This window comes from Humibacter ginsengiterrae, from assembly GCF_054780115.1.
Window position 1 is genome coordinate 1 of record NZ_BAAGWY010000034.1, and the last position, 1,760, is coordinate 1,760.

1 protein-coding gene is annotated in these 1,760 nt (G+C 64.5%); it reads left to right on the forward strand.

The genetic code is table 11. The features are described 5' to 3' along the window. Positions 1–81: 81 nt before the first annotated feature. Entirely contained in the window at positions 82–1,674 is a 1,593-nt protein-coding gene (locus tag ACYVII_RS19050; RefSeq protein ID WP_460537919.1) for a transposase, read from the forward strand. Positions 1,675–1,760 lie beyond the last annotated feature (86 nt).

Sequence of the window (1,760 nt, forward strand, 5' to 3'; positions counted from 1 at the left end):
CAGGCTGTCGCATGAATCTGGGTCTCGTTTCGGTGAGTCGAGCCGGTTTATTCCCTGGTCAGGGGATAATTAGGTGTGGGTGTGAATGTGCGTTCCGGGGATCTGGATCAGCTGTTTCTGCTGCCGATATCGATGCGGGAGTGGTTGCCGGAGGATCATCTCGCGTTCTTCGTCCTGGACACGGTCGCGGAGTTGGATCTGACAGGGTTCTACGCGGCTTATCGCGCGGATGGGCGTGGCGGTGCGGTGTATGACCCGGCGATGATGCTCGCCGTGCTGTTGTACGCGTATTGCACCGGGGAGCGTTCCTCACGGCGGATCGAGCGGCGCTTGGTCGAAGACGTCGCCTATCGGGTGCTTGCGGTGAACCAGTCCCCGGATCATGCCACGTTGGCCAGATTCCGGAGGCGGCATCAGGACGCGATCGCTGCCCTGTTCGGTCAGGTGCTGGGCTTGTGTGTAAAGGCCGGTCTGGTCGATGCCGGGGTGGTCTCGATCGATGGCACGAAGATCGCTGCGGACGCGTCGTTCTTCGCCAACCGTCGCCGGGAGAGCTTGGCCGAGGAGATCCTCGCCGAGGCCGAATCGGTCGATACGGCGGAGGACGAGCTGCTCGGCGACAAGCCCGTCGGGAAGCTTCCCGACGACTGGTCCGGGGGTCGTGGCCGGAAGGAACGCATCCGGGAAGCGTTGAAGGAACTGGATCGCGAGAAATCCAGGGACTACGAATCCCGAGTCGCGGAACGGGCGAAGAAGGAAGCCGAAACCGGGCGGAAGCTGACCGGTCCGAAACCGTCACCGAACACTGCCCGGCGTGCCAAGCCGCGGCGGGCGAACACGACGGATCCGCACTCGAGGATCATCGCGACCGGTTCCAAGGGTGTGATGCAGGGTTATAACGCGCAGGCCGCGGCGACCTGCGAGCAGATCGTGCTGGCCGCCGAGGTCACGGTGACCCCGAATGATCAGCCGCACTTCGTCCCGATGGCGACCGCCGTGAATGAGAACCTTCGCGAGGCCGGGCACGCGGGCAGGGTGGGCACGTTCGTCGCTGATGCCGGGTACTGGTCCGGTGCGAACGCGACCACCGATGTCGGTGCGGACGTCCTGATCGCCACCCGCACCAGCCCGTGGCGCAAAGGCGATAAACCCGATGAGGGCAAACTCGCCGTCCTGGCCCGAGTCAATCGGGGTGAGCTGTCGCAACGCAAAGCCGGCGAGATCCTCGGAGTGTCGTACACCTGGGTGAGGGACATGACCAAACGCTACTTCGGCACCGAGGGACAGCTGACCACGCAGAACCGGGACCCCGAGCCCGAGGAATGGATCCCGATCATCCAGAAACTCGCGCACGGTGAGATCAGCAGGCGCGCGGCGGCTGATCAGCTCATCGTGTCACCGGCCCGGATCGGCACAATGCTCGCGCACGTGCGAGGCGAAGCCACCGACCCCGCACTGGCCCGGAAACAGATGGACGCGAAACTCGCCGATCCCGACAACGCCGACCACTACAGCAAACGACAACACTCCATCGAGCCCGTCTTCGGGAACATCAAGACCAACCTCGGCTACCGCCGGTTCACCCGCCGCAGCATCAAAGCCGTCCACAGCGAATGGCGCCTGATCTGCACCGCCCACAACCTCCTCAAACTCCGAGCAGCCACCCCCGCCTGACCGGGCAAGCCGGCACCCTCCAGCCAGACGCCGAACGCTACCAAATCCCGCACCCCCACCGCCCAGAAGATTCACGCGACAGCCTG